The sequence below is a fragment of the Comamonas sp. A7-5 genome (assembly GCF_039581385.1).
Lineage (GTDB): Bacteria > Pseudomonadota > Gammaproteobacteria > Burkholderiales > Burkholderiaceae_C > Comamonas > Comamonas thiooxydans.
The window spans coordinates 374,850-400,203 of sequence record NZ_JBCPWO010000001.1; the positions used below are offsets into that span (position 1 = coordinate 374,850).

Sequence of the window (25,354 nt, forward strand, 5' to 3'; positions counted from 1 at the left end):
CCGGATCACCGTGCGGTGTGCTTCACCTCATCAAGGACTCGATGACTCGGGGTGTTCAGCTTGCTTGCCGATGCCAGCCTATGCGGACGCCGGTACTGCTGCATGAGGCAGCTCGAGCCGATGCCAGAGTCTGAGCATCTCCTGCAGCAGCGCTGGCGCATGGTCTGTGCGATACACCGCCCCCAGCGGCGGCAAACCGCCCTCTATACGCACATCCAGCGCACGCACACGCCCCTGGGAACGCAGTCCCGGCAGGATGCTGCGAGGCACCAGCGATACGGCCCCAGGCTGGGTGAGTAGCCCCTCGAGCACGGGCAGGGACACGGTGGAGGCCGGAAACCAGGAGGCATCCTCCAGCACGGGCAGCACCTCGGTCTCCACGATATTGCGCACCGCGATGCCAAAGCTCGGCAACACCCAGCGCGCGCCCCTCAAGGCAGGCAGCGGTACATCGCGCCGCCCGACCAGCGGATGATCAGCATCCGCGATCACCACGGCCGCATCCAGCAGCAGCGGCTCGAAGGAAAACTCCACCGGCAAAAGCGGGGGCTGGCGACAGAACACCACATCGAGACCGGAGGCCATGAGCTGCGACAGCAAAGGGGCGCTGGCATCCTCATGTACATCCACATAGACCTGCGGATGTGCCTCGTAAAAGCGCGGCAGCAGCTGGGAGAGCACCGAAAGCGCAGCTGCCGGAATGGCCCCGAGGCGTAACGCTGCCGAAGCCCCGCGACGGATGGAGGCCAGCGATTCGGACACTTCCTGCAATCCCACCAGCATGCTGCGTGCCGCATCAATCAGGGCCTGGCCTGCCACTGTGGGCCGCATGCCGCGCGCATGGCGCTCGAACAGCTTGATGTCCAGCACCCGCTCCAACTCGGCCAGGGCCTGGGTAGCCGCTGACTGGCTCATGCTCAGCTCCACTGCCGCCTGCATGACCGAGCCGCATTGCTGCAAAGCCAGCAAAAGCTGCAACTGACGCAGCCGCACCTGCTTGACCATACGGGAAAAGAGCAAGCGGCCCTCGGGGCTTGCAGCCCCTGCTCCGGCCTGCATTTGAGAAAAAGAAGAGTCAGCAGCCATGATTTCAACGGGTGTCGATCGCTTCCACAATGTTCGTTCCAGCCTCTCGCCAACACTGGCACCGAACACCCCCGGTGTTCGAGAGCGAGCCGCTCGCATCGAGCATCGAAGTGACCGTGGTTCGGATGGTTTGCACGCATCCGACTGTGCATTCACTCCCGCTTGAACGGTCGGAGGAAACGCCGCGACACCGCATTGTCGTGGCAATTGCCCCGTCTGCTGATGACAGAGCGCCGTACCAGCCGCCCGTGGACCTCCCGAGAGCGCTCAATGCATGGGTCTACCTAGTCGCTGGCTCGCCTTTGAAATCGCATAGTTCACAAGGCAGTAAAGCGCCGCCACGACCAGGTACACAGGCACCAGCGAGCGGTAGTTCGCTATCAGCACCTTGGCGTTCTGCATGAGTTCACCATAGGTGACGACATAGCCAAAGGTGGTGTCCTTGACCACAATGACCAGTTGCGCAACCAGTGCAGGAACAATGTAGCGAAGGGCCTGAGGAAAAACGACGAAGAAAAAGACCTGGACTTCGGTCAACCCCAGGCTTCGCGCGGCGTCGGTCTGGCCACGCGGAACGGCGAGCACGCCCGCGCGGTATACCTCGGCAACCACGGCTGCGGTACTCAGGCCTATGGGCAAGGTCAGCATCCAATAGGTGCTCAGCTTGATCCCGACCGATGGCAGCACCAGAAAGCAGACATAGATGAGCAGCAGCGTTGGCGTGCCGCGCAGGAACTCAATAACAGCAATGCTGGGCCAACGCATCAGCCTCAGCCGCGACAGCCGCCCCAGCAACAGCACCAGCCCGAGGGCCAGAGAAATGACCGCGGCCATCGCCGACGATGCCAGCGTGCCGAGCAGACCTTTGGCAAGAAAGCTCCAGGTCGTCGGCCAGGCAAAGAATTCCCAATACGGGGCATCGAGCTGCCCTGCCGAATGGAAGCGGAACACGATGGCCACCGCCAGCAAAAGCAGCACGGCTGCGGCGATTGCGCTCACCGCGTTGGTAACGGCCCGGGCCTGGGGGCCTGGTGCAGCAAACAGAATATCCTCCAGAGAGCGGCTCATCGCAGTATCCGCACTTTCTTTTCCAGAGCTGCGCCGGCCCAGGCGATGAGCAGGCCTGTCACCACATACATGGTGGCAGCCACTGCGAACGCGGCAATGCCGAGCGCCGAATCGTTGGCGATCTTGGATACGAGCGCAGTGAGCTCCCGGCCTGGAAACGGCAACTGCGACGCCAAAGAGGTCGACAGCATCAATGCAATCAGCAACGAAGTCATCGGCTGCACCACCGAACGCAGCGCCTGCGGCAAGACCACGGCAGAAACAATCTGCAGCGGCCGCATGCCCAGGCTGAGTGCTGCCTCAATCTGGCTGCCGGGAATGGTGTTGATACCCGAGCGCAGGTAGTCCGCCGTGAATGCGGAGCAGACCAGCGTCAGCGTCAGTATCACGCTGGGCTCATAGTCGATCACGATGTTGAGATCGGGTAGCGCGAAAACGATGAAGATCAGCAGCGCTACGCTGGGAATATTGCGGAAGATCTCGACGTAGACGGTCAGTGCCATGCGCAACGGCGGCAATGGCATAAGCCTAAGCACCGCGACGACCGTGCCCAGCATGACCCCGGGCACAAAGGACACCACCGTGAGCTTCCATGTCAGCAAGAGGGCCTGCCAGAAGGCAGGCCCATAATCGGCCAGGAGCCTGGAAACCTCACCCATCGTTCAAGGCAGAGCGGGCGGCGTCGGAACAGTCGTGCTACCGGTACGCTGCCCTATGGAGATAGTCCAGAGTTTGGCCCAGGTACCGTCAGCCTCCAGCTTCTTCAGGAAGGCATTGATGAATGCTACGCCGTCCGAGCCCTTGGGCAGTCCAACTCCATAGGGGTCCTGCGCGCCAAATGGCGCACCCGCGAGCCGCGCGTTGCTGGTGCCAAGGCTCAGGGCATTGAGCAGCAGCGTGTAATCGGTCACGTAGGCATCCACGCGCCCCTGACGCAGTGCATCAAGGGCTTCCTGATGTGTCTGAAACTCTTGCACGACAGCCTTGGGGGCATACTGGGCCAATATCGCAGGCCCCGTAGAGCCCGCTTGCGTGGCCACCTTCTTGCCGCTCAGGTCGTTGTAAGACTGAATCGTCTTGTTGTTCGACTTGACCAGCACGCCAGACTGCGATGTGTAGTAAGGGCCTGCAAACGAGATCTTCTCGGCGCGAGCGGGAGTGATGGAGTAGGTGGCGAAGACCATGTCCACCTGATTATTGATAAGGACCTGCTCACGCGTGGACGAGGTCACCTGCGTGAACTGGTACTTGGCGGCATCGCCCAGAATGTAGCGAGTGATGAGCTGGGCCAGACCCAGGTCAAAGCCGCGGATCTTGCCGTCTTTCTCATTGAGCAGCGAGAAAAGATTCGAGGTTTGCGTGCTGCCGAGGCGCAGCGTGCCAGCCTGTTTGATCTTGCTGGCCCAGGTGCTCGATGCGATGGTCGCCGCATCGGCCACAGGCCCTTGCGCAACCAGAGCGTCATAGGCCGCTGCATTGATGGGAGTGCCCTGTGCGAAAAGCGACCCACCGGTCACGATCGTCAGTGCCACCACGGTGGATTTCAGAATGGATTTGATCGACATGCGGTCTTCTTGGATGGTCTGCGACGCGAATCAATATAAAGCAGCATTTGGAATGCGCGAGCCGCTCGTCCGAGCGTAGCCACCATTGTGCACACAATACAGCCCTTGTGCCCAACAGGGCACGACGCCGCCAACAGTCCCAGGCCTTGCCTAGCACTCATTCGAGAGTCTGGCCCGGCCGGCGTCCGGCTATGGCAACTAGTGAACAGTCTGAACTCAACCTCGATGCGATTTCTGGCGCCCAAGCCGGCTAAGCAGCGCCTGCCGCAGGCAAGGCAATATTGCTGCCGCCCATCACTCAGGCTATGCTGCCTACGTGGCCTCACCAACCAGACCGCTCGGTCACCAGCTTGACCGCTTCAACCTTGAATTCCCAGCTGCACTGCCGTCTCGTTCCCATAAACCACCTCCGGTTTTATCTTCCTCCTTAACAAGGTGTCTTTGAAACCGGCAACAGCCCAAACATCGCCGCTGGACTGCGAGTAGCATAAGGACCGCAATGCTAAGTGCCCGATACTCTACGCTCAGCTTAGCCTTGAGATGTGGCTAAGCTGGGAGGCTCTCTCTGATATCAGCGGCTGGCCCTTGTGCTCTATAACGCAAAGATGTGTTGGAAGGTCGCCGAATGTGCCCCCCATAGAGTCATCAAGACTCGCCCATTGCTCCTTCAAGATGAGCCTCAAGTGACCGAGCGTGCAACATCGCGGCGGATGGATAGAACACCGACTAGGCCAATGATGGCTGCGACGATTACAAAATAGGCAGGAGACTGCTTGTTCTCGGTCATCTGTACCAGCTTGACGGCCACATAGGGGGCAGTGCCGCCAGCAATGATCACGCCCAGATTCCAGCCGGTGGCAACGCCGGTGTAGCGGTACTGCGGTTGGAACAGCAGCGGCAGCAAGGTGTAGGCGCTGACCTGGGTGGCGACGGTGTTGAGCATCAGCACCACATAGGCCCAGGCGGCAACCATCAGGCTGCGCTCCATCAGGCCCATCATCGGGTAGGTCAGGATGATGTAGCCGATCAGGCCCACCAGCATCAGGCGGCGCAGACCGATGCGGTCACCGATATAGCCGCCCAGCGGCATCAGCAGCGCAGACAGGCCGATGGCCAAGGTAGCCACCCAGTACACATTGCCGGCGGGGTAGCCCAGCTGCTTGACCAGGTGGATGCTCATGTAGGTCAACCCGATATAGGCCGTGCCATTGGTGGCGGCGCTGATCGCGGTCGATTGCAGCAAGGCCCTGGTCTGCAGGCGGAAGACGGCACCAATGGGCGAATGCTCTTTTTTCTCGGGCTTGCCCTCATAGGTTTCCTTGACGCGGGTACGGGCCCAGATGCACAGCAGGGTCAGCGGAAGTGCCAGCAAAAAGGGGATGCGCCAGCCCCAGGAACTCATCTGCTCGGGCGTGGTGAGTGCGGTGACCGCACCGGCCACGGCCGCTGCCACGGCAAAGCCCCCCGTCGATCCCATCGGCGTGAAGGCGCCAAAGGTGGCCTTCATGTGCGGTGGGGACGACTCCGAGATAAAGGTGGCCGAGCCCCCTACTTCGCCACCGGCCGAGAAGCCTTGCAGCAGGCGCACCAGCACCAGCAAGGCGGTGGCGAAGTAGCCCATCTGCTCAAAGGTGGGCAGCAGGCCCATCAAGGTGCTTCCAATGCCCATGCAGATGAGCGTACCCAGCAGCGCTGTCTTGCGGCCGTACTTGTCGCCGATATGGCCAAACACGATGCCGCCCAGGGGGCGAACGAAGTAGGCAGTGCCAAACACCGCCAGCGCAGCCAGCAGCGACACCGTCGGGTCACCGCTGGGAAAGAACAGCGGCGCAATCACCACCGCCATATAGCCATACAGGCTGAAATCGTAGTACTCGATCAAGGTGCCCACAAAACCCGAAACCGCTGCGCGTTTGGCATCGGCGGGTGCCCCGCTCTCACTGGCCTGCGCTGCTGCCCCAGCGCTCAAGGTGTTCGCATTCGTCATGATTCATCCATTCGGAAAGGTGGTTTGGATAGAGGGCAACTCCACAAGAGTCACCCCGGGGTTCACATCGGCGCCGAGGGCTTTGTCGCCCCCTTGTCTCGTGGCACCAGTGTTCAAGACGGAAACAGGGAAACCGGGAAATGCTTGGTTGTTTAAGCGCTACGTCACGACGACTCCTTTGCCAATGACCTGGCGCCGGCGCACGGCCTCCAGCGCAGCAGGCGGGCCAAACTGTTCGCACATCAGGGCCTTCATCGCGCGCCCCCTTGTTTGAACAGCCGACGCACCACCGACTCGGCCACACAGGCGGGTTTGCTGTGGCCCTCCAGTTCTACCGTGGCGTTGAAGAGCATCTGCAGGCCTCCAGCGACCAGGCTGACCTCCGTCAGTACAAAGCGGCTGCGCACCCGGCTGCCCGCCCGTACCGGCTGCATAAAGCGCACCCGGTTCAGGCCGTAGTTAATGCCCAGGTCGCAGAACGGCAGCAGCCGGGGCATGAAGTCCTCGTAGTGCTTGCCGAGCAGGGAAAGGGTCAAAAAGCCATGCGCAATCGTGCCGCCAAAGCCGGACTCCTGCGCTGCACGCGCCGGGTTCACGTGCACCCACTGAAAATCGCCAGTCGCCTCGGCAAAGCGGTCGATGCGGGTCTGGTCCACCTCCACCCAAGGGCTGGCATACAGCTCGGTGCCGGTCAGGGCTTGCAGGTCATCCACGTTCTGGCAGACGGCTACCTGCAGGCCGTGGCCTTGGGCGGGCGGGTTCAGTAACTCGTTCATATCGCCTCCTTAGCGCCCCTGGAACACGGGGCTGCGCTTGTGCAAAAAGGCCTGAACCGCCTCCTGAAAATCCTCGGTCATCAGACCCAGCACCTGGGCATGGTTCTCCAGCTCAATGGCTGCAGCCAGGCTCGGGGCATCCAGGTTCTGCCACATCAGGCGCTTGGTGTGGGCCGTGGCATACGGCGCATGGGCGGCGATCTGGCGCGCGCATTGCAAGGCCCGCTCCAGCAGCTCGGCCGCTGGCAGCACCTCGCTGACAAGGCCTATGCGCAGCGCCTCGTCCGATGCGACCGGGCGGCCGCTCAGCATCAGCTCAAAGGCACGCCCGGCGCCGATGAGGCGCGGCAGGTGGTAGCTGATGCCGCATTCGCCGGCGGTGATACCGATCTTCACGGCACCCACATGGAAGGCGGCCTGCTGCGCGGCAAAACGCACATCCGCCGCCAAGGCCAGCGCCATGCCTGCGCCCACCGCCACGCCGTTGACGGCGGCGATCACCGCCACGCTGGTATCGTGCAGCCGCTGCACCAGGCCGGCAAAGCTCTGCTGCAAGTCCATGTTCTCGCGCACCGTGGCCGGCAGCTGCCCGTTCTCGTCCAGCAAGGATTTGAGGTTCAGCCCGGCGCAAAAGCCCTCCCCCTCGCCGCTGATGACCAGCACGCGCAGGCTGGTATCCGACAAGCAGGTGTCCAGCAACCCGTGCAGAAACTTCAGGTCCGGCAGGCTCAGGGCATTGAGGCGCGCGGCGCGCGTCAGGCACAGCAAGGCAATGCCCGGCTGCAGGGTCTCAAGGGTGGCGGCATCTGTTGGCATGCGGGCGCCCTCCTTCAAGCCTGTGCGGCAAGCAGCTCTTGGCGCAGCACGCGCTTGAGCAGCTTGCCGTTGGCATTGCGCGGCAGCAGATTGCGGCTGACGGTGAAGCTTTCGGGCACCTTGTAGTCGGCCAGGCGTTCTGCGCAAAAGCGGCGCAGCGCCTCGGCCTCGGTATGCTTGTCGTCGCGCAGGGTCACAAACACATGCACGCGCTCGCCCAGCACCGGGCAGGGCTTGGCCACCACGGCGGCCTCCAGCACATCGGGGTGTTCGCACAAGGCGTTTTCCACTTCCACGCTGAAGATCTTGTAGCCGCCCCGGTTGAGCATGTCCTTGCGCCGGTCCATCACATAGACAAAGCCCTGCGCATCCATGCGGCCCACATCGCCGCTGCGCCAGTAGCCATCGACAAAGTTCTCCTGCGTGGCTTGCGGGTTGTTCCAGTAGCCCTTGGCCACCATCGGGCCCTTGAGCCAAAGCTCACCGACCTCATCGGCAGGCAAGGGGCGGCCATCATCGTCCATCACCGCGATATCGGCGCAGGGCAGCGGCAGGCCCACGCTGGCCAGGTGCTCGCGCGTCAGCTGCGCGGGCATCACCGCCACCGGCGACGTGGTCTCGGTCGCGCCATAGCAGTTGGACAGGTGCAGCCCCGGCAGCCACTGCGCCAGCCGGTCGATGGTCTCGGGCGGCATCGGCGCGCCGCCAAAGCCGCCCACCGCCCAGTGTGAGAGGTCGTGCTGGCGGTAGCTTTCCTGCAGCAACAGCAACTGGTACATCGCCGGCACCATGATGGTGAAGCTGATGCGTTCTTTAGCGGCCAGCGGCAGCATCTCGGCTGCCTTGAAATGCGGCACCACTACCAGAGTGCCGCCCAGGCCCAAAGTCACCGCCATCAGCGCCACCAGGCCGGTGACATGGCTAAGCGGCACCACGGCGCAGCTCCGCACCGTGGCATCCAGGCCCAGCGCCAGCGCGTAGTGCAGGATCGTATGCACAATGCCCAGGTGCGTCAGCATCGCCCCCTTGGGAAAACCGGTGGTGCCCGAGGTGTAGACCAGCATGGCCAGGTCTTCCTCGTCCAAGGCCTCGCACTGCGGCAGTGGCGCATGGGCCAGCAACTGCGCAAAGGCCTGGGCCGCATCGGGCGCGCCGCCCACCACCACCTGGTGCCGGAGCGCGGGCGTCTCACCCATGCCGGCCACCACAGCGCTGAGCGCTGCGTCATGGATCAGTACCACCGCCTCGCAGTCGCGCAGGATATAGCCAACGCCGGCCGACTGGTCGCGGATGCTCAGCGGCACCACAACCGCGCCGATGGCCATGGTGGCGTAGGACGCAATCACAAACTCTGTGCCATTGCCCAGCAGCAGCGCCACGCGGTCGCCCTTGGTGACACCACGTGTGCGCAGCGCGGCAGCCAAGCGCATGACCTGGTCTTGCAGCTGCGCCCAGCTCAGGCGCTGCGCACCGCAGACCAGCGCTTCGGCCTGGGGTTGGCGCTGCGCCGCCTGCTGCCACATGGTGATGACATCGTTGGGCCGCTCGGCAAAGCAGCGCATCACACGCTGGTCGTAATGGGTTTCCAGCCGCAGTTGGGGGGTGGGTGTGGTGGTGGGAGTGGATGCGGTCATGATCATCAAGCCTCCTGCAGTACGGCTGCCTCGGGCACGCCAGCGCGGCGCGCGGCGCTGGCCAGTGCCTCTTGGCACTCGGCCACCATGCGTTGCATCAGCACTTCGCAGTCGGGCACATCGTTCACCAGGCCGACGACCTGGCCGGCCCAGACCAGGCCACCATCGACATCGCCGCTGTGCAATGCGGCACGGCCGCGCTGGCCGGCGACCAGCGGGTGGATCTCGACAAACTCGCAGCCGCCGGGCCGACGTTCCGTCGCCACCACCTGGTCCGAGATCGCGTTCTTCAGCACCCGGCCGGTGTTGCGGAAACTGCGAAAGATCAGCTGGGTGTCCCGCTCGCCGGCGTTTACCAGGGCACGTTTGATGTCGTCGTGGATCGGCGCCTCGACCGTCGCGCAAAAGCGCGTGCCCATGTTCACGCCTTCGGCGCCCAAAGCCAGCGCAGCGGCCAGCCCGCGCCCATCGGCAATGCCGCCGGACGCAATCACCGGAATGCGCAGCGCGCGGGCGGCCAGCGGAATCAGTACCAGGCCGGCCACATCGTCTTCGCCCGGGTGGCCGGCGCATTCAAAGCCATCGATGCTGACCGCATCGACCCCATTGCGCTCGGCCGACAGCGCATGGCGCACGCTGGTGCACTTGTGGACGATGCGCATATGGCCGCGCTTGGCTTTCTCGATAAAGGCGACGGGGCTGTTGCCGGCGGTCTCCAGCACGCGCACGCCGCTGTCGATCGTTGCATCCAGGTAGGCCTCATAGGGCGGCGGCTTGGCCGACGGCAGAATCGTCAGGTTCACGCCAAAGGGCTGGTCCGTCATCTCCCGGCAGCGGGCGATCTCACGCGCCAGCGCCTCGGGCGTGGGCTGGGTCAGCGCCGTCAGCACGCCCAGGCCGCCGGCGTTGGAGACGGCCGACGCCAGCTCCGCCGTGCCCACCCACTGCATGCCGCCCTGAATGATGGGGTAGCGGATGCCCAGCAATTGCGTAATACGTGTCTTCATAGGATGCCTGTGGCTTGCGTTCATGAATGGGTGGGTCGCTCAGCGGCCTTGAAACCGCGCCGCGCGCTTCTCGCGGAAGGCGCTGATGCCTTCCTGAAAATCGGCCGTTCCGGCGCACTGGGTAAAGCTGTCGGCTTCCTTGTCGAGGTGGGCATCGAGGCCGCGCTCCAAGGCGCTGCGCAGCAGCTGCTTCATATGGCCCAGCGCATGGGTCGGGCCCTGGGCCAGGCGCTGCACCAGGGCCTCGGCCTCGGCTGCCAGGCTGTCCTTCGCCACCACGCGGTTGACGAGGCCCAGGCGCAGGGCCTCGGTCGCCTCCAGGTTGTCGCCCAGCAACGCCAACTCCATCGCCTTGCGCAGGCCCAGCACGCGCGGCAGGCCCCAGGAGGTGGAGCAGTCGCAGCTCGCGCCGATCAGCGGATAGGCCACCCCAAAGCGCGTGCCCTCGGCGGCAATGGCCAGATCGCAGGCCAGCATCAGCCCCAGGCCGCCCCCCGCCACCGCGCCCTGCGCGGCGCAGACCACGGGGGCCTGCAAGGCCGTCAGCAAGCGGATGCCGCCATGCATGCCGGCAATCAGCTGCGCAGCGGCCTGCTGCGGATCGGCGCGCATTTCGTCCAAGTCGCCACCGGCCATAAAGGCCCGGCCTTCGCCGCTGATAAGCACGGCGCGCACCAGTGGGTCGCCGGCAACGTCCTGGCAGGCCTGGTGAAAGGCGGCTGCCATGCCACGGTCAATGGCGTTGAGCGCCTGGGGGCGGTTGAAGCGGATGTGGGCCACGGCGCCGCTGCGCCAGTGCAGGACGCTGCCGTCGGAGTTCTGGTCGGGATAGGTCATTGCAAGCGCTTCAGTGGCTGGTGCTGTAGTAGGCGGCGGTGGCGCCCAGGTTGTCGCGTGCGCGGGCCAGCTCGGCGCGGGCAATGGCGCGCAGGTGCACCTCGTCCGGGCCGTCAAAAAAGCGCATCGCCCGGCCCCAGGACCAGAGGTAGGACAAGGGGGTATCGGGCGTGATGCCCATGGCGCCAAACACCTGGATGGCGCGGTCCAGCACGCGGGTCTGCAGCTGCGCCGCCACCAGCTTGATGGCCGATACATCGATGTGCGCGGCCTTGTTGCCGAACATGTCCATCTTCCAGGCCGCCTGCAGCACCAGCAACCGTGCCTGGTCAATCTCGACGCGCGACTGGGCGATCCAGTCCTGCACATTGGCGTAATCGCTCAGGTGCTTGCCAAAGGCGCGGCGGGTGAGTGCGCGCTCGCACATCATCTCGACCGCCAGCTCGCACTGGCCGATGGTGCGCATGCAGTGGTGTACCCGGCCGGGGCCCAGGCGCGCCTGGGCCAGCGCAAAGCCGCTGTGCTCCTCGCCCAGCAGGTTGCTGACGGGCACGCGTACATCGGTGTAGGTCACCTCGCAATGCCCTTCGGGGGCGTGGTGGTGCATGATGGCCACGTTGCGCACGATGCTCAGGCCCGGCGTGTCCAACGGCACGATGACCATGGAATGGCGCCGGTGTCGGGGCGCATCGGGGCTCTCGTCGCTCACCCCCATGACGATGGCGAACTTGCAGTTTGGGTGCAGCGCACCGGTGGTGAACCACTTGCGGCCGTTGATCACGTACTCATCGCCCTCGCGGCGGATCGTGGTGCAGATATTGGTGGCATCGGACGAGGCCACATCGGGCTCGGTCATCGAGAAGCACGAGCGGATGCTGCCATCGAGCAAGGGCACCAGCCAGCGCTTGCGCTGTTCGGGCGTGGCAAACAGGTGCAACAGCTCGGTGTTGCCGGTGTCGGGCGCATTGCAGTTGAACACCTCGGCCGACCAGTAGACGCGGCCCATGATTTCGGCCAGCGGGCTGTACTGCATATTGCTCATGCGGGTGCCGGGCTCATCGTCGCGCAGGCCGGGCAGGAAGAGGTTCCACAGCCCAGCCTCGCGCGCCAGCTGCTTGAGGGGCTCGACCACCTCGGTCGGATAGGCGCCCGTTGCCGCTATGCGCTCGTAGTCGTGGTAGCGGGGCAGCACATGGCGCTCCATGAACTGGCGCAGCGTGCGCTGCATCTGCTGTGTGTCCTCTGGGTACTGGAAGTTCAAGAGCGTCTCCTCGATAAAAATTCAAAACACCGCCGCTGGGGCCTCGATGGCCTCCAGCCCGCGCCGGGCCAGGGCCTGGGCCATGGCGCCCACCTCCGAGGCGTTGTCGGCCACCGCATTGCCCCGTGCGGCACGGGCGGCAATGCCTTCAAAAATGACGGCCCAGCGCATGAACGCAAAGGCCCAGTGGAAAGGGGCGGCCTGGCGGGCCGGATCGCTGCGGCCGGCGCGCTGGTAGAAGTGCGCCAGGTATTCGGACTCGGACGGAATGCCCAGCGCGGCCAGGTCCAGCCCGCGCAGCCCGCCAAACTCCTCGGGCAGGGTGCGCCAGGCCACGGTGTTGAAGGCCACATCGGCCAGCGGATGGCCGAGGGTAGACAGCTCCCAGTCCAGCACGGCCACGACGCTCGCCTCCGTGGGGTGGAACAGCAGGTTGTTGAGCTTGAAGTCGCCATGGGTCAGCGTGGTTTCGTCATCGCTGGGGCGGTTCGCGCCCAACCAGGCGAGCAGCGCATCAATGGCCGGGTTGGGTGCTATGCGCGACAGATCCCACTGCTTTTGCCAGCGGTGCAGCTGCCGCTCAAAAAAACCGCCCTCCTTGCCAAAGCCCTCCAGCCCGGCGGCACGCCAGTCCACCGCATGCAAGCTGGCCAGGGTGTCGGCCATCGCCAGGTAGATCGCACGGCGCTCGGCCGGGCGCATGCCGGCAAGTGCGTTATCGCTGAACACCCGCCCTTCGACCTTTTCCATCAGATAGAAAGGCGTGCCGACCACATCGCTGTCTGCGTGGTAGAGCAGCATCTGGGGCACAGGCAGCGCGGTCGATGCCAGCGCCTTCATCACGCGGTACTCGCGGTCCACCGCATGGGCCGATGGCAGCACCTCGCCAGCGGGCTTTTTGCGCAGCACCATATGCCGACTGCCGTAGCTCACAAAAAAGGTCGGGTTGGACTGCCCGCCGCCAATGGCCTGCAGCGCCATCGCCCCTTGCAGCCCTTGCAACTGCGAGCGCAGAAAGTCATCCAGGCGGGCCGGGTCGAAGGCTTGCGGAAGGGTAGGAGGGGTGCTGGAGGGGGTCATCGAGCAAGGGGATTGAATGGGTTGCAATGGCAGGCAGGCAAAGCTGCGCCCTGGCCGTCCGCAGACGGCATAGCGGTGTTGAGGTTGAAAAAAGCGCTTAGCTGCGCGCAGGACGGCGGAGCGCTATGGCGTCAGTGCCAAGACTGTGCAAGGGAGCAGGTTTGCTTTCCGCCAGGCGGATGATGGATGCGAACATGGCTTGTCTCCTGTCTTTGCTATTTTTAGCCATCATGCGGCCAGCCGCCCCACCCCGCCCCACCCGATGTGGGTGGCTCGGGTTTCCCCTTGCCATGTTGGCGGTCAGCCCTGCACCAGCCCCAGGTCGCGCGCCCGGGCCACGGCATCATCGCGGCCCACCACCTTGAGCTTGCCGTAGACATTGCGCAAATGCCATTTGACGGTCTCGGGCGAGATGCCCAGCACCTGGGCAATGCGCTTGTTCGACATGCTGTGCGCCAGCGCCCGCAAGATCTCCAGCTCCCGGTCGGACAGGGGCTCGCTGATCTCCGCATCGGCGGGCTGCTGCGCGCCGCGGTAACGGCGCGATTGCTGCTGCAGCCGCTCCACATAAAAGGCGAGCAAGGGATCGGAGGCACCAAAGGCCTGTGCGCAGGCCTCAGCCAGCACCAGCGCGGGCTCGCCCAAGTCGAGCAGGCTGCGCACCAAGCCCAGCTGCATGCCTTGCAGCAAGGCATCGCGCATGACGTCCAACGCCTGTTCCTGGCGCCCCTGGCGGCTCAGCAGCAACGCACGCAATACCAAGATGGCGCAACGGTCGCGCCTCTGCAAAAGCGCGGTGTCGTCCTTGCCGCGCTCACCCAGCGCCTCCAGCGCGGCACGGTCATCCAGGTTGGCCTCGTGGAACAGTGCCTGCGTGTAGCGGGCCATGCCGGTGATGCGCAGGCTCACGGGGCTGCGGGCGTCGGCATGGCGCTGGGCCAGCAGCTCGATCTGGAGCAGCATCTGCCGTGCGCCATCCATATCGCGCATCTGCATCAGGCAGCGAACACGTTCGCCCATCGCAAAGGCCAGCAAGCGGTCGAGCGAGCGGCGATGGGCGATTTCTTCGATGCGCGCCAGACCCTCGATCGCTTCGAGCGGGTTGCCGTCGAGCCGGCTCAGGCGCGCACAGACCAAGGCCACGGTCACCAGCGCATCGGGCAGCACCACGCGCTCGGTGGTGTCCAGCCGGCCATCGAGCAGCTGGCGCAGCTCGTCAAGCTCATTGGTTTCATACAGCACGGCCGCCAAATAAGCGGCGGCGTTGCAGGCCATCTCGCTGTGACGACCCAGCGCTTTTTCGGCATGGGCCAGCGCGTCGCGCAGCACCGGCTCGGCATTGCGCACATCGCCGGCATACAGCCAGGACAGGCCGCGCAGGGATTCGGTCATCAAATGGCCAAAGGCCGAATCGAGCAGCGGCGTGCCGTCCTCCAGCAGCGGCGGCGAGCCGCGCAGCACCTCACGGGCCTTGTCGTACTCGGCGCTGTGGCCGTACATCCAGCCCAGCAAATTGCGCTTGCCGCCCACCAGCACGGCATCATCGCCCTGCTGGATGGACATCAGCTCGGGCAGCAAGGCTTGCGCGGTGCCCAGGTCGTCCTCCTGCAAGGCCAGGGAGAAGGCCAGCAGCACGCAGTGCGCGCGGCCTTCATGGTCGCGCTCGCCCAGCTGCGTGCGCAGCGCATTGAGGGTCTCGTGGCAGGCGGCTAGCTTGTAGTAGCACAACTGGGTCCAGCCCAGCCACAGCAGCAGCGCCGGCCGGGCATTGACGATGGCGCGTGGCAGCTCGGACACGGCGCGCACCAGCTGCTGCAACTGGCCGTTCAAAAACAGCTCGCGCGCCCAGCGCTCCACCCAGTGCACGGCCTGCTCCATGTCACCGGCCTCGACCGCATGGTGCACGGCATCGCGCAGATGGCGCCGGGCGCCCAGCCACTGCGCCAATGCAGCGTGGGTGCGCTGGCGTTCAGCCTGCGGCAGTGATTTGAAGCGGGTGAGCAGCAGCTCGCGGAACAAGGGGTGAAAGCGGTACCAGCCCTGGCTGGCGGCATCCTGCAGGGGCAGCACAAACAGGTTCTCGCGCTGCAGGCGCTCCAGCAAGGCGGGACCCACGGGCTCGCCGGCAACGGTGATCGCCAGCGCCTGGTTGAAGCTGCGCGCCGCGGCCAGCCGCGTCATCGCGTCGATCTCGTCCTTGTCGACCCGGCACAGCACCTCGCGGTTGAAGTAGGCGCTAAAATCCTGCGCGTTCTGCACCGGCGATGCGGGGGTACGCGGCTGCAGTGCCAGCAGCTGCAGGCCTGCGGCCCAGCCATCAGTCACCTCCAGCAGCTGGCGCGCCGTAGCCGGGCTGGTGGCACGCTGCTGGCGGGCCTGCAGAAACTGCTGCACCTCCTCCAGGGTAAAGCGCAGCTCGGCGGGCCCGATCTCTTCGAGCAAGCCCTGGTCACGCAGGCGCGCAAACAGCAGCTGGGGCATGCTGCGCGAGACGATCACCAGCCGCAAGGCAGCCGGCGCAAAATCCAGCAGCGTCTGTAGCGCCTCGCCCGCGCGCGCGTCGCCCATGTTCTGCCAATCGTCGATCACCACCAGCAAAGGCCGGCTGCGCGCCAAAAAAGCGCGCAGCAAGGCGATGACGATGGCGTCGGCACGCGCCTCGCCACCCCGGTTGGACAGCAGGCGTGCCTCCCGCGCGATATCGCGGTCAATGCGGTCCAGCGAATCGAAGAGCGCAGCCATCAGCGCCTGCCCGTCGTCGCCGGGCTGCACCGTCACCCAGGCCTCGTCATGGCCAAAGGTCAGCGCCTGCGCCCGCCACTGCAGCGCCAGCGAGGTTTTTCCACTGCCCGCCGGGCCGTGGATCAGCAGGCAGGTTTTGTTGCGAGCCTCGGACAGGCGCGCCAGAAGATGCTTGCGCTCAATGCGCCGGGGCTCCAGGCGGGGAAGTGTGGGATTTGTCTCGGTCACTGTTCTTGTCGTTGCACGGCATGTCTATCCCCTTATGGTGTCACGACTTCCACAACCGCTCAATCACGGCCACATTCGCTTTGCCATCCTGGTCTCCGCCGTGACGGCCACTCTGCTGCTGCAGAGCAGGGAGCAACGCGGCCATCAGACTTGCACCCGTGCCACCCAGCGGATACCTAGGGCAATGTCGCCGCATGGACGATCATGCCGAATGCCCTAAGAGCGGCGAACACCACCGATTCACGAAGCGTACACAGATGATCGCAGCGACCAGTTTCAGCAATGCTTCGTGGATGTCCAGCCTTCAAAGCGGATGCGCAGCTTGCCAAAGCCTGCAAACCATCCGTGCATTCTCTCCACACCCCTGCGATGTTTGCTCAGCTTTTCGCTGCTCTCGACTCCTCGTCTGGCAATCCTGCTCACGATACCGCGCGGCATCAAGTAAGCACGGCAGTCGGTGGGGTTGTGGCCCGTTTCCTGCCCCCCGGGGCTTGGTACCGATGTGCCATCGATGCTGGCCCGGCTCCAATCAATCTCGTCATATTCGCGCAGTCGCATCAGCATCGCCAGATGCGATTTCTGGCGCCCAAGCCGGCTAAGCAGCGCCTGCTGCAGGCAAGGCAATCTTGCTGCTACTCGATCACACCGCCAAGGCAAACTGCTGAGAGCACCTCGACGGCAGCTTTCAAGTCATCAACTTGAGAAGTCGAAACCTCCGCCGTCACCGAGCGTGAACAGATACACACGACCCATCAATAGATCCAGCGATGTCGAGCGGCATCTCTGTCCCAGGCAGTGTCCATGGCAAACGTGATCAATGATCTCAATGACTGCGATAGATATAAGGGTTTTCACCAGTCAACATCACAACCCATAGAGAGAGGTGCACTCAAGGTATCGGCAAAGCTTATAGATAACCGCAAATAACATGTACTGCCTAGGCTCCGAAATTTCTATATTCCATTTCCATGACGGCAGAAATTCGTGAGCCGCACTGATGGTGCAGGCACGCGTTGGCCGATATCTTTCAGGAGCCCTCCATGCCCATCTCTTCACGCACTCGCGGCTGTGCAAATGGCCTCACTCGCCGCGTCGGCCTGCTCTCGCTGGCGGTTGCCAGCTCCTTGTGGACCCTGGCCGCGTCGCAAGCGCTGGCCGCTGACGTCTATCCAAGCAAGCCTGTCAAGCTCATCGTGCCTTTTGCCGCCGGCGGCTCCACCGACATCGTGGCCCGCGTGATTGCCGAAGGCATGCGCACCACGCTGGGGCAACCAGTGATCGTGGACAACAAGGGCGGCGCCGGGGGGCTGATCGGCAGCGAGGCCATCGCCCAGGCAGCTCCAGACGGCTACAGCATTGGCATGGCTACCGTGAGCACGGCCACCATCAACCCCCTGCTCTACAAACGCGCCAGCAAGATTGAAGGCAAGCTGCTGCCGGTAGCCAATCTGGTGACCATGCCGTCGGTCTATATGGCTCACCCCAAGATGGGCGTGAACAACTTCAAGGACTTTCTCGCCAAGGTCAAGGCCCAGCCCGGCACCTACAGTGCCGGAGTACCGGGGCTGGGAACGCTGGGACACCTGATGGTTGCCTCGTTCAACGAAACCATGAAGACCCAGATCCAGATCGTGCCCTATCGCGGCAACGGACCTGCACTCAATGACGCCTTGGCCGGCATGGTTCAGATCATGACCGACCAGTTGCCCTCGGCAATGCCACAGATCAAGGGCGGCAAGCTGCTGCCTGTGGTGGTGGCCTCACATGGCCGCTCACCCGACCTGCCCAATGTGCCGACCTTCAAGGAACTGGGCTACGACGAACTCAACGAACTGGGCATCAGCTGGTTCGGTCTGGTCGTCCCCAGCAACACACCGGCCCCCATCGTGAAGCAGTTGCAGGATGCGGCTGTCAAGGCAGTACACCTGCCCGAGGTGCAAAAGCATCTGAAGAATCTGGGCGCGACGGCGACCGAGGCAGCGCCCTCCCAGTTCCCGGCCCAGATCGCCGCCGAACTCAAGCGCAACAAGGCCCTGCTCGACAAGGCCGGCGTCAAGCCCGAATAAGAGCCCGCCCTGCAGCCGGCACTCGCTGCAGCCGGCCGGTTGCTTCTTCATGCCCTATCTTCTTCACCACAGCTCAAGGACCCTTTTGCCATGCAAGCGATGAGCGCCCTGCAGGATTTTTTTCAACGCGAGACACCGCGCATGACGGCATTGGCCGACCAGATCTGGTCTCTGGCCGAGCTGCGCTATGCCGAGAACGCTTCGGTCCAGCTCCACATCGATGCGCTGCAGCAGGCTGGCTTTCGCATCATGCGCGATGTGGCGGGCATCCCCACCGCCTTCATGGCCGAATGGGGCGATGCGGGCCCGGTCATTGCTTTGCTGGGTGAATACGATGCCCTGTCAGGCCTGAACCAGCAAAGCGGTGCTCTGGTTTGCACCCCGTCCACCGACAGCCCCGGTCTGGCCGGCCACGGCTGCGGCCATCATCTGCTGGGCACTTCGGCGCACTTTGCTGCTATTGCTCTGCAACAGCACCTGAAAAGCACCGGAACGAATGGACGCGTGCGCTATTACGGCTGTCCGGCCGAGGAAGGCGGCTCCGGCAAGACCTTCATGGCCCGCGCCGGTGTGTTCGATGATGTGGATGCAGCACTGACCTGGCACCCAGCCAGCTACACCGGTCTGTTCAGCCAGAGCACGCTGGCCAATATTCAGGCGAAGTTTGTCTTCCACGGCAAGGCATCGCATGCCGCGCACTCTCCCCACCTGGGCCGCAGCGCTTTGGATGCAGTGGAGCTGATGAACGTAGGGGTGAACTATTTGCGCGAGCACATGCCCTCGGACGCCCGCGTGCACTACGCTGTCACCGATAGCGGTGGTCTGTCGCCCAATGTCGTGCAGGCGCGCGCCGAAGTGCTGTACCTGGTGCGGGCTGCACGCAACCACGAAGCCACCGAACTCTATGAGCGGGTTCAGAACGTGGCGCGTGGCGCCGCGCTGATGACGGACTGCAAGCTCGAAATCATCTTCGACAAGGCCTGCTCCAATCTGCTGCAAAACAGCACGCTGAACAGCGTGATGCATGCGCAGATGCAGGCACTGGGACAGTTGCAAGCCGATGCACAGGCGCATGCTGTTGCCGGCCAGTTCCAGGCCACGCTGGACAAAAACGATGTCGATGCCGTCAGCCGCCCTTTGGCCAGCGTGCTGCGCGGCAAGGTGCCGGCCATTTTTGAAGGTCTGACGCCCTACGACCCGAACGCCAAAGACATCATGTTCGGCTCCACCGACGTGGCCGATGTGAGCTGGATCACGCCCACGGCTCAGGCCTGGGTGGCCTGCTATGCTTTCGGCACGCCGCTGCACTCCTGGCAGATGGTGTCGCAAGGTCAGTCCGGCCTGGCTCACACCGGCATGGTGCACGCCGCAAAAATTCTGACAGCCACCGCCGTGGAGCTGTTCGCCCAGCCCGAGTTGCTGGAACGCGCCAAGGAAGAACTGCTGCAACGCCGCGAGGGCAAGCCCTATGTCTGTCCCATTCCTGCAGAGGTGGCTTTGCCATTTTTGCGAAAGTAAGTTGGCAACGGCTCCCTCCTCTGAAAGGAATTTCGGCAGCTTCAAAGCAAAAATCCCTGAAAACTCCCGCCAGGATTGAGGATTCGCAATGCGCGCCAGCTTGCTCTGCCTCAAAGCGGCAGCAGTCAAAGCTTGATGCAGCACAAGCCTCCAGCCAGACCAAACGGCCATAGTGAGACATGCCGCAAGACTGCGGAAACTCAACAGGGAGGCACCATGAAGCTGATGATCGATCTCTTTTCCACCGACTACGGACTGATGAGCCTGGCCGTGATTTTGCTGATCATCGTCATGGCCGCTTTCTTTACCCGCCTCTTCCTGGGCAAGATGAAGAACGTTGCCAGCACCCCATTGGAGTAAATCCAAACTTCATAGCGCGCTGCACATGCACTGCCTTGGGTTGCTGGCGATATGACGCAGTTTGGGCACAAAAAAGGCCGGAGCTTTCACTCCGGCCTTTTTCTTGACCGCATCGCCCATTCGTGCTCAGTAATGCGGCGGCAGCTCGTCGCGCAGATTGCGCACCATCGCGCCCCCGCCTTCTGGCGCTTGGCGCTTGAGTTCCCTCACCTCATTGATCAACAGATCGATCTGCTGCTGCTGGCGGTAGATCGTCATATTGAGTTGCTCGAGCAAATCCTCGGTGTAGCTGGCCTTGATCTCCAGCTCCATGATTCGCTCTTGCAGCGCTTCGTGACTGTCGCTCATGACTTCAGCGCCTTGGCAAGACGAGCAATGCCTGCGCGAATCTTGTCCTCGTCAGCCGTGGCAAACGAGAGGCGGAAGGTCGCCGTATCAGGGTTCTGTGCATAAAACGGAGCGCCCGGTACAAAGGCCACGCCCTCTTCAATGGCCTTCTTGGCCAGCACAGCCGCATCCGCCAATTGGCCACGCGCGCCCGTCAGGCGCACCCACATGAACAGGCCGCCCGCAGGCTGTACGAACTCGACGGCATCGCCCAGTTGCTCACGCAGCGCATCGCCCATGGTCTCGGCGCGCTTGGCATAGACCTCGCGCACATGGGCCAGGGTCTTGGGCATGGCGCCGGACTTCAGATACTGGGCTGCAGTGGCCTGGGCAAAGGTGCTCGTATGAGCATCGCTGAACTGCTTGCACATCACGGCGCGAGCAAGCAGTTCGGGATGTGCAATCAGCCAGCCGATACGCAGACCGGGGCTGAGCACCTTGGACAATGAACCGCAGTGAGCCAGCCACTCTCGGCTGCCGGGGACTTCGCGTGTCAGCGACAGCAGGCTGGCAGGAGGCGCTTCATGGAAGTACAGATCGCCGTAGGGGTCGTCTTCCACCACCAGAGTCTGGTACTTGACGGCCAACTCCAGCACCTTTTTGCGGCGTTCCAGACTCAGCATGGCACCACTGGGGTTGCCAAAGGTCGGGATCAGATAGACCAGCTTGGGCTTGTGCTCGGCAATCAGGTGCTCCAGTTCGTCGGTCTTCACGCCATGCTCATCCACAGGGGCGGAGATCACCTCTGCGCCATAGAGGCGGAAACACTGAATCGTGGCCAGGAAAGTCGGGCCTTCGACGATGACCTTGTCACCCTCTCCCACCATGGTCTTGCCCAGCAAGTCCAGCGCCTGCTGGCTGCCGGTAGTGACGATGAGTTGATCAGGCGACACATCGGGCACGCCCTTGCCGGCCATAAAGGACGACAGTTGCTCGCGCAGCGGCTGGTAACCCTCTGTCGCACCGTACTGCAATGCGGCTCCCGCCTCCTGCTGCAGGGCTGCCGCAGAGGCAGCGCTGATCCCGGCTACGTCAAACATGGCACTGTCCGGAAAGCCGCCCGCAAAGCTGATGATGCCTGGCTTGCCCAGCAGCTTGAAGAGTTCGCGGATCGCAGAGGTTTCTACGTTATCGAGTCGATTGGCAAATTGCATACGTTTTCTAGGTTAAAGCGCTACGGGAATCTCGTCGCTGCTTGAGCGGCAGATGCCCATTGTGGCGCGCGAATAGCTCCAGAGACAGGAAGTGGCTTTTATGTAGGCGCGATTCCATGCGGCAAGTAATCAAACTCCTACCAATTTGCAAAAGTTGATAGCAATTGTTAATTGCGCATAACTTCGTGTCTCAAACTTTGAATTGGACAGCGCCAAGCCTCTGACAAGAACATACGCCTACCGATCAACGGACCGCGTATTTGACGGATTTTTTCACTTGTTTTTGGGATGGAGGATTTATGCGTACTACTACTTTTACCGGCAAGGCCCTGTCTGTTGCCATTGATGGCAAGACCCCGCTGAGCCTGCGCAGCCTGTGTGCCGTAGCCTTGGTTGCCAGTCTGGCTGCCTGTGGCTCGAGCGGCTCTCTGCGCAGCGACCTCGGACCCGACGGCACCGGCGGCGGAGATGTTGTTGCTGGTGGAGGCACTGGTGGAGGCACCGGAGGCGGAACTGGTGGAGGTACCGGAGGCGGAACTGGCGGTGGAACTGGCGGTGGAACTGGCGGTGGAACAGGTGGAGGCACAGGCGGCGGTACTGGTGGTGGCAACACCGGTGGCGGTGATGGCGGCACGGGCAATCCGCCTGTGGCAAGCACTCCGCTCACGCCGGTGCGCGACACTGTGGCGGATGTCACAGGAACGCTTTCCGGAACAAGCGGCGTCATCAGCGACGTCAACAATATCGTGACCTCCACTCTGGGCACGGCCACCAACGGCACGCCTCTGAGCGGTGTGGCCCAGCCGGCCGGAGGCATTCTTGGCAATGTGAACAATGCCGTCAACAGCGTGGGTAGCGGCGTCAGTGCGGGTCTGGGCCAGATCGGCAAGACGGCCGACCCCATAGGCACCACCTTGCAAGGCGTGGCTCCCGCGGTGGGCTTTCTGGGAGCAGCGGTCAGTTCTGCGGGCAAGACGGTCAGCGCCCTGGACAAACCTCAGCTTGGCGTAGTCGGCGATGTGGCGGGCCTCGCGGGCGGCACGGTACAAATCCTTGGCGCCACCGTTTCCGGTGTCGAAGGCACGGTGGCAAAGCTGACCGGCAACCCGCTGGTCTCGGGTCTTACGACTCAGGTCAGCCAGGTCGCCACACCGGTATTGAGCACCGTACTCGGTACCACCCAGAATCTGGTTCAGACCACTGGCCTGGGCCAGCCGGTTAACAGCTTGCTGGGTACTGTGGGCGGTGTAGTCAATCATGTGGGGGCTTCCGTCACCGCCACCGGGGTTCCCGTTGTTGCTCCGCTGGGCGGCGTGGTCTCGGGTGTCGGCCAGACCGTGGCCGGCCTGGGTGGTGTGGTGACTGGTCCCGGCACACCAAGCGGCGGCCTGCTCGGTGGCGTGCTTGGCAATGTCACGGGCGGCACAGGCGGATCCGCTGGAGGAGCAGGCAATATTGTTGGCGGCGTGCTGGGCTCAGTCACGGGCCTGGTTGGAGGCGTGACCGGTGGAGCAAACGGTGGCGGCAATGTCGGTGGCCCTGTCGCAGGAGCAGGCAATCTGGTCGGTGGCGTTCTGGGCGGCGTGACCGGGCTGGTCGGCGGTGTCGCAGGATCAGCAGGCGGAGCAGCAGGAGGCAGTGGCAATGCCGGCACCGCAGTCACGGGCCTGGTCGGCAATACCGTGGGCACGGTCACCGGCCTCGTGGGCGGCGTGCTGGGCGGCGTGACCAATGTAGCTGCGGGCGCAGGCGCTGCAGGTGGTGCAAGCGCCTCGGGCGGCCTGCTGGGCGGTCTGCTGGGTGGCAATCTGGCGCTCGGCCTGGGCGGTGGAGCAGTCGCAACCAGCAAATAAGGGAAACGGCGGTGGCCAGTGCACCGCTTGAGCCTGGCCCGCCTTCAGGCGGGCTTTTTTACGACAGCCCCATACCCAGTTCTGGGGATGTAGGGAACAATGAGAGTCATAAAAATAGAACAGGAGGGACTTTTGCAGTCAAAAGCAAAACCACAGGGCCGCATCGGCTCCAGGATTCAGGCGTTGACACTTGCAGCCTGGGCTCCTCTGGCTTGGTCACAGCAGGCTGGCAACCCGCTCAACAGCCTGCCCCAGACACCCGAAGCTGCAAGGAATCTGCAGCAGCAGCCCAAGCAGGTACCGGTGCAGATAGACAAGCCCCAGCCAAGTCTTCAGGATCTCATCAACCTCCGGGTCGCGGTACGTGGCGTCAATGTCCAGGGAAGCACGGCAATTCCTTTCGAGGAGGTCAGCGCGCTTTTCACGCCCTTCATCAATGGCACGCATACGGTTGGCGAGCTCAACGCCGCGACCCAGAAGGTCAGCGAGCTGTATCAACGCCATGGCTACGCCCTTTCTTTTGCCTACCTTCCTCCGCAGGACTTTGCCAATGGCGCGGTGCAGGTCATCGTGGTCGAAGGCTATGTGCAGAGCTTGAATCTGGAGGGAAATTTCGGCCGCTCCGAGGACCAGATACGCGAAATTGCCCAGCCGCTGCTCAATGAGAGGCCTTTGACCACCAAGACCTTTCAGCACCAGACCCAGCTGATGGCACGCCTTCCCGGAGTGCAGATCACAGCGTCGGCCAATCTGCCGACCACCACCGATGGTGCGGTGCCCCTGGTCATCAAATCCAAGCACAAGCCCATTGCCGTCACCGTTGGGGGCGAGGCGCGCAAGCCCACGCCGCGCATCATTGCCTCCCTCACCCTGAACGACCCTCTGTGGTCAGGCAGCCAGCTTCAGGCTTCGGCGATGTTGCAAAACCCCGACAAGGAGCGTTTCGGCAGCATCGGCTTCACTCAGCAGCTAACATCCGAAGGCACGCAAGCACGTGTCAGCTATTCCGACTACCGCAGCTTCAACCCGCCGGCAACGCGCATTCCCGGTATTGATGACCTGACACAGCAGCGCAAGCTGGACTTCAATATCAGCCACCCATGGATCTTGAGCAATACCACCCAGCTCAGCACCACGGCAGGTCTGTATGCCATCAATTACAGCCGTGAACTGGCCGATAGCCAGGCCTCCCTGCTGCGCGAGGAAAAGGTTCGCACGCTCTATGCGCAAATGGCCTGGGCGTCCTTTGGCAAGAACACTACCCGCTCGGCTTCGGTCCTGCTGGCCCACGGCCTGGACAGCCTGGGGGCCTACAAGAATCTGGACCTCTACTATCGGCAGGGCTTGCTGCAAAAGCTTGAAAGCCCTGCCAAGCTGGACTTCACACGCATCACCGCCGACTATGCACAGCGCCATCGCTTCGCGAACAAGATGGGCGCCGCTTTTGCCGTGGGCGGGCAATACAGTGCCGACATTCTTCCCATCCCGGAGAAAATCTCCTTTGGATCCACCCGCTTTGGCCGCGGCTATCAGGCTGGCGAGTTCTCAGGCGATTCCGGCGTAGGCGCCAGTGCCGAGCTCAACTACCAATTCCTCATCAACCAGGCCTGGATCAAGTCGGCCGAGCCCTATCTGCTCTACGAATGGGCGCGTACGCATCAGCAGACCAGCGGCGTCAGCGGCAATACGCTGCGCTCTGCCAGCCTGGGGCTGCGCCTCTCCGACAGCCGCCACTACGCACTGGACCTTGCCATGAGCAAGCCGCTGGGCGATCGCTCTGTCAACAATCCCGATAGGGAACTGCGCTACAGCCTTGTATTGAGCTACAACCTGGATCCCTGACTTGCTGCGATTCCGCCTGCCGAGCCGCTGTGTAACGCAGCGGCTTTTTCTTTGTTGCCCCCTGAACGACAAGCCACAATATCGCCC

General features: G+C 63.3%; 20 protein-coding genes and 1 pseudogene. 5 read left to right on the forward strand and 16 right to left on the reverse strand.

Features of this window, described 5'->3' with window-relative positions:
- Positions 1-78: 78 nt before the first annotated feature.
- From AAIL67_RS01695 to AAIL67_RS01760, 14 genes and pseudogenes are all read right to left on the reverse strand, one after another.
- Positions 79-1,086: a LysR family transcriptional regulator gene (locus AAIL67_RS01695; protein ID WP_343483238.1), complete on the reverse strand. Its 1,008-nt coding sequence runs from the start codon at positions 1,084-1,086 to the stop codon at positions 79-81.
- 267 nt (positions 1,087-1,353) lie between these two features.
- Complete coding sequence (locus AAIL67_RS01700; RefSeq protein WP_343483239.1) at positions 1,354-2,154, reverse strand: amino acid ABC transporter permease; 801 nt, start codon at positions 2,152-2,154, stop codon at positions 1,354-1,356.
- On the reverse strand, positions 2,151-2,813 hold the full coding sequence (locus AAIL67_RS01705; protein WP_045839036.1) for an amino acid ABC transporter permease: 663 nt from the start codon (positions 2,811-2,813) through the stop codon (positions 2,151-2,153). The genes AAIL67_RS01700 and AAIL67_RS01705 overlap by 4 nt, the downstream gene beginning before the upstream one ends.
- Before the next feature lie 3 nt (positions 2,814-2,816).
- Positions 2,817-3,719, reverse strand: coding sequence for a glutamate ABC transporter substrate-binding protein (locus tag AAIL67_RS01710; RefSeq protein ID WP_343483240.1), 903 nt, complete (start codon positions 3,717-3,719; stop codon positions 2,817-2,819).
- A 679-nt stretch (positions 3,720-4,398) separates the two neighbouring features.
- Positions 4,399-5,706 (reverse strand): MFS transporter, encoded by a 1,308-nt coding sequence (locus AAIL67_RS01715; protein ID WP_343483241.1) that lies wholly within the window; start codon positions 5,704-5,706, stop codon positions 4,399-4,401.
- Between the two features lie 251 nt (positions 5,707-5,957).
- Positions 5,958-6,482, reverse strand: a complete 525-nt coding sequence (locus tag AAIL67_RS01720; protein WP_343483242.1) for a MaoC family dehydratase — start codon at positions 6,480-6,482, stop codon at positions 5,958-5,960.
- Between the two features lie 9 nt (positions 6,483-6,491).
- Positions 6,492-7,298 (reverse strand): enoyl-CoA hydratase-related protein, encoded by an 807-nt coding sequence (locus AAIL67_RS01725; RefSeq protein WP_343483243.1) that lies wholly within the window; start codon positions 7,296-7,298, stop codon positions 6,492-6,494.
- Positions 7,299-7,312: 14 nt separating this feature from the next.
- Positions 7,313-8,932: an AMP-binding protein gene (locus AAIL67_RS01730; protein WP_343483244.1), complete on the reverse strand. Its 1,620-nt coding sequence runs from the start codon at positions 8,930-8,932 to the stop codon at positions 7,313-7,315.
- Between the two features lie 5 nt (positions 8,933-8,937).
- Complete coding sequence (locus AAIL67_RS01735) at positions 8,938-9,939, reverse strand: nitronate monooxygenase family protein (RefSeq protein WP_343483245.1); 1,002 nt, start codon at positions 9,937-9,939, stop codon at positions 8,938-8,940.
- A 39-nt stretch (positions 9,940-9,978) separates the two neighbouring features.
- A complete protein-coding gene (locus AAIL67_RS01740) occupies positions 9,979-10,776 on the reverse strand; it encodes an enoyl-CoA hydratase-related protein (RefSeq protein ID WP_343483246.1) in 798 nt (265 codons plus the stop codon).
- Positions 10,777-10,786: 10 nt separating this feature from the next.
- Positions 10,787-12,037, reverse strand: coding sequence for an acyl-CoA dehydrogenase family protein (locus tag AAIL67_RS01745; protein ID WP_343483247.1), 1,251 nt, complete (start codon positions 12,035-12,037; stop codon positions 10,787-10,789).
- A gap of 21 nt (positions 12,038-12,058) precedes the next feature.
- Positions 12,059-13,117, reverse strand: a complete 1,059-nt coding sequence (locus tag AAIL67_RS01750; RefSeq protein ID WP_343483248.1) for a phosphotransferase family protein — start codon at positions 13,115-13,117, stop codon at positions 12,059-12,061.
- A 300-nt stretch (positions 13,118-13,417) separates the two neighbouring features.
- Complete coding sequence (locus AAIL67_RS01755; protein WP_343483249.1) at positions 13,418-16,087, reverse strand: LuxR C-terminal-related transcriptional regulator; 2,670 nt, start codon at positions 16,085-16,087, stop codon at positions 13,418-13,420.
- Between the two features lie 202 nt (positions 16,088-16,289).
- Positions 16,290-16,660 (reverse strand): annotated as a pseudogene (locus AAIL67_RS01760) (IS5/IS1182 family transposase); the annotation flags it as partial.
- A 467-nt stretch (positions 16,661-17,127) separates the two neighbouring features.
- On the opposite strand from AAIL67_RS01760, the gene AAIL67_RS01765 reads away from it, so the two are divergent.
- The 3 genes from AAIL67_RS01765 to AAIL67_RS01775 all read left to right on the forward strand — a co-directional run bounded on the left by AAIL67_RS01765 (position 17,128) and on the right by AAIL67_RS01775 (position 20,031).
- Positions 17,128-18,153 carry a tripartite tricarboxylate transporter substrate-binding protein gene (locus tag AAIL67_RS01765; protein WP_343483250.1) on the forward strand — a complete coding sequence of 342 codons (1,026 nt, stop codon included), beginning with the start codon at positions 17,128-17,130 and terminating at the stop codon, positions 18,151-18,153.
- A 90-nt stretch (positions 18,154-18,243) separates the two neighbouring features.
- On the forward strand, positions 18,244-19,671 hold the full coding sequence (locus AAIL67_RS01770; RefSeq protein WP_343483251.1) for a M20 family metallopeptidase: 1,428 nt from the start codon (positions 18,244-18,246) through the stop codon (positions 19,669-19,671).
- A gap of 216 nt (positions 19,672-19,887) precedes the next feature.
- Positions 19,888-20,031: a DUF3149 domain-containing protein gene (locus AAIL67_RS01775; RefSeq protein WP_012837967.1), complete on the forward strand. Its 144-nt coding sequence runs from the start codon at positions 19,888-19,890 to the stop codon at positions 20,029-20,031.
- Positions 20,032-20,157: 126 nt separating this feature from the next.
- Here AAIL67_RS01775 and AAIL67_RS01780 read toward each other — a convergent pair whose 3' ends face one another.
- Positions 20,158-20,379, reverse strand: a complete 222-nt coding sequence (locus tag AAIL67_RS01780) for a SlyX family protein (protein ID WP_003063015.1) — start codon at positions 20,377-20,379, stop codon at positions 20,158-20,160.
- Positions 20,376-21,572 carry a PLP-dependent aminotransferase family protein gene (locus tag AAIL67_RS01785; RefSeq protein WP_063660887.1) on the reverse strand — a complete coding sequence of 399 codons (1,197 nt, stop codon included), beginning with the start codon at positions 21,570-21,572 and terminating at the stop codon, positions 20,376-20,378. The genes AAIL67_RS01780 and AAIL67_RS01785 overlap by 4 nt, the downstream gene beginning before the upstream one ends.
- Positions 21,573-21,871: 299 nt before the next feature.
- Between AAIL67_RS01785 and AAIL67_RS01790 the strand changes: the two genes are divergently transcribed.
- Positions 21,872-23,425: a collagen-like triple helix repeat-containing protein gene (locus AAIL67_RS01790; RefSeq protein ID WP_343483255.1), complete on the forward strand. Its 1,554-nt coding sequence runs from the start codon at positions 21,872-21,874 to the stop codon at positions 23,423-23,425.
- A gap of 183 nt (positions 23,426-23,608) precedes the next feature.
- The gene (locus AAIL67_RS01795) at positions 23,609-25,267 is read left to right on the forward strand and encodes a POTRA domain-containing protein (RefSeq protein WP_343483256.1); all 1,659 of its coding nucleotides are present in this window, start codon (positions 23,609-23,611) and stop codon (positions 25,265-25,267) included.
- Positions 25,268-25,354: the final 87 nt, after the last annotated feature.

Bases quoted from the DNA above. Each gene is read 5' to 3' on its own strand.
- AAIL67_RS01695 (WP_343483238.1), bottom strand. From the start codon at position 1,086: ATGGCTGCTGACTCTTCTTTTTCTCAAATGCAGGCCGGAGCAGGGGCT.
- AAIL67_RS01700 (WP_343483239.1), bottom strand. From the start codon at position 2,154: ATGAGCCGCTCTCTGGAGGATATTCTGTTTGCTGCACCAGGCCCCCAG.
- AAIL67_RS01705 (WP_045839036.1), bottom strand. From the start codon at position 2,813: ATGGGTGAGGTTTCCAGGCTCCTGGCCGATTATGGGCCTGCCTTCTGG.
- AAIL67_RS01710 (WP_343483240.1), bottom strand. From the start codon at position 3,719: ATGTCGATCAAATCCATTCTGAAATCCACCGTGGTGGCACTGACGATC.
- AAIL67_RS01715 (WP_343483241.1), bottom strand. From the start codon at position 5,706: ATGACGAATGCGAACACCTTGAGCGCTGGGGCAGCAGCGCAGGCCAGT.
- AAIL67_RS01720 (WP_343483242.1), bottom strand. From the start codon at position 6,482: ATGAACGAGTTACTGAACCCGCCCGCCCAAGGCCACGGCCTGCAGGTA.
- AAIL67_RS01725 (WP_343483243.1), bottom strand. From the start codon at position 7,298: ATGCCAACAGATGCCGCCACCCTTGAGACCCTGCAGCCGGGCATTGCC.
- AAIL67_RS01730 (WP_343483244.1), bottom strand. From the start codon at position 8,932: ATGACCGCATCCACTCCCACCACCACACCCACCCCCCAACTGCGGCTG.
- AAIL67_RS01735 (WP_343483245.1), bottom strand. From the start codon at position 9,939: ATGAAGACACGTATTACGCAATTGCTGGGCATCCGCTACCCCATCATT.
- AAIL67_RS01740 (WP_343483246.1), bottom strand. From the start codon at position 10,776: ATGACCTATCCCGACCAGAACTCCGACGGCAGCGTCCTGCACTGGCGC.
- AAIL67_RS01750 (WP_343483248.1), bottom strand. From the start codon at position 13,117: ATGACCCCCTCCAGCACCCCTCCTACCCTTCCGCAAGCCTTCGACCCG.
- AAIL67_RS01765 (WP_343483250.1), top strand. From the start codon at position 17,128: ATGCCCATCTCTTCACGCACTCGCGGCTGTGCAAATGGCCTCACTCGC.
- AAIL67_RS01770 (WP_343483251.1), top strand. From the start codon at position 18,244: ATGCAAGCGATGAGCGCCCTGCAGGATTTTTTTCAACGCGAGACACCG.
- AAIL67_RS01775 (WP_012837967.1), top strand. From the start codon at position 19,888: ATGAAGCTGATGATCGATCTCTTTTCCACCGACTACGGACTGATGAGC.
- AAIL67_RS01780 (WP_003063015.1), bottom strand. From the start codon at position 20,379: ATGAGCGACAGTCACGAAGCGCTGCAAGAGCGAATCATGGAGCTGGAG.
- AAIL67_RS01785 (WP_063660887.1), bottom strand. From the start codon at position 21,572: ATGCAATTTGCCAATCGACTCGATAACGTAGAAACCTCTGCGATCCGC.
- AAIL67_RS01790 (WP_343483255.1), top strand. From the start codon at position 21,872: ATGCGTACTACTACTTTTACCGGCAAGGCCCTGTCTGTTGCCATTGAT.